Source organism: Bacillota bacterium (genome assembly GCA_040754675.1).
GTDB lineage: Bacteria > Bacillota > Limnochordia > Limnochordales > Geochordaceae > Geochorda.
Window position 1 is genome coordinate 1 of the sequence record JBFMCJ010000649.1, and the last position, 2,158, is coordinate 2,158.

Annotated in this window: 3 protein-coding genes; all 3 read left to right on the forward strand. The window is 61.9% G+C overall.

The features are described from left to right. On the forward strand, positions 1 to 305 hold a 305-nt coding region (locus AB1609_22050), incomplete at its 5' end, for a GntR family transcriptional regulator (GenBank protein ID MEW6049117.1). A gap of 18 nt (positions 306 to 323) precedes the next feature. Next, positions 324 to 1,334: a sugar kinase gene (locus tag AB1609_22055; protein ID MEW6049118.1), complete on the forward strand. Its 1,011-nt coding sequence runs from the start codon at positions 324 to 326 to the stop codon at positions 1,332 to 1,334. Positions 1,335 to 1,610: 276 nt separating this feature from the next. Continuing rightward, positions 1,611 to 2,158 (forward strand): putative sulfate exporter family transporter (locus AB1609_22060; protein ID MEW6049119.1); only part of this gene is annotated, 548 nt, incomplete at its 3' end.

Here is a 2,158-nt window from a genome sequence, read left to right on the forward strand (position 1 = left end):
TGACCCAACACGATCTTTCTGGCTCGCTGACGGCCCTAATGGCCGATAGATATGGCCTTCCTATCCGTCGTTTCAGCGCCGAAATGGAGCCCACAGTGGCTTCACCGGACGAGGCCCGCCTTTTGCGGGTGAGTGTTGGGGTACCCCTGTTGAAGGTGGTGAGTGTGGCCTTTTCCAACAGAGACCTGCCGGTTCGCTATTCCCTTGGGTGGTATCGCGGGGATCGGCTCAAGTTCATTGTGGAAGACTACGACATCGTTGCGGACCTCGCGCCGTTGAGCGCCGTCACGACGAGGTCTGGCTGATGGGGGTGGAGAGCGGTAGTGGGCAGCACACGTCCGGTAGCCGTAGCCGCGCTTGGTGAGGCCCTGCTCGTGCTTCGGGCGCCTGAGGGTCACACACTGGAGTCTGCGAATAACCTGGAGATCTTGTTGGGTGGAGCGGAGTGCAACGTAACCATCGGATGTGCCAGGATGGGCCTCTCCTCCTTGTGGATTGGCAAGCTTCCCAATGATCCGATAGGTTGGAGCCTTGTTCGGCGACTCCGGGCAGAAGGAGTTGATACGTCGGGAGTCGTCTGGGCGGAGACGGGTCGAATTGGAATCATGTTCACCGAGATCGGCGTCTACCCTCGGCCCAGTCGGGTGATCTACGACCGCCAGATGTCGGTGGGAAGCACCATCCGGCCAGAAGACGTGGATTGGAGCATCCTCCGCCGGGTTCGCCACGTGCATCTTACCGGTGTCACGGCCGCACTCAGCGAATCGGCTCGCCGAACCGTGGTTCGCTGTGCTCAGGAGGCCAGGGCGGCGGGTGCAACCGTTTCATACGATGTCAACCATCGTGCCAAGTTGTGGAGTTCCGACGAAGCCAGAGCCTTTTACGAGCTGCTCAGTCCTTATGTGGATATTCTCCTGGTGAACACCGACGAAGCCCGATTGGTCTTCGGGGTGGGTGGGAGCCCGAACGAGATGCTCGCTGCCCTCTACGAACGCTGGCAACGGCCCATTACCATCGTGACCCTCGGGGAGAGGGGCGCCGCCGCTCTGGCGAACGGAGAGGTCTACCGCGTTCCGGGTTTCGTCGTGGAACGCGTCAACCGATTCGGCGCGGGTGACGCGTTTGTGGCCGGTTTCCTGTCGCGCTATCTCACGTTCCGGGACGTCGAAGACGCGCTGCGTCACGGATCCGCCGCCGCGGCCTTGAAGATGACCTTCGGTGCCGCAAACCACCCCATGTTTCGGGCGGATCAGGTTACCCACTTGGTTCGTTTCGGCGGAACCCAAGACGAGCCCCAGGGTACGCAAGCTCGCAGCTACGCGGTCGAGCGTTAGACCGGACCTGCAGGTCCGCTGGGTATTGCCCTGCCAGCTTTATCCTGCCAATTGCGCAGCTCACGCATGGAGGGGGGAAAGGTTACCAGTTGTATAGAGCGGTATGTATAGAAGGCTACCGATACGGTTGGTTTCCCGTGGGTGTCGGGAGTAGGTAGGCTCCGTCAGAGGGCAACAACGAAGGGTCGGGAACTACGCGTGCTGCACGACAAGCGATCGGCGCAAGCAGAGGTCGACACAACGTGGACTGGGTCCGGTACGGCCTGGGCGGGTATCTTGACCGTCGGGGCCCTCACCGTACTCGCTCTGTGGGTGGGAGCCCGACTGCCGCTCTTCGGCTCAGCGGTGAGCGGCATGGTACTCGGGCTGGTGCTTCGCAACGTCTTTCATATCGGGGGGCAGTTTACGCAGATTACAGGCTTCTGTACCAAGCGACTACTGAAGACCGCAATTGTCCTGCTTGGCTCCACCTTCACGCTGCAGCAGGCCGCGCTGCTCGGTCAGAAGTATCTCATCGTCATCGTCACCACGATCGCGATCACCCTGGCCGCCGCGTATCTGGCGGGGCGGTCCTGCGGGGTGCCGCGCTCGCTGGCAGGGCTCATCGGAGCGGGGACCGCCATCTGTGGGGCGACGGCCATCCTGACGGTCAGCCCGGTCGTCCAGGCGAGGGATGAGGAGGTCACGTACGCGCTCAGCACGGTCTTTCTCTTTAACTTGGTCGCAATGCTCCTCTATCCGCTGGTCGGGCACTTCGTCAGTATGAAAGAGGCCGCGTTCGGCGCCTGGGCCGGCAGCGCGATTCACGACACCAGCTCGGTGCT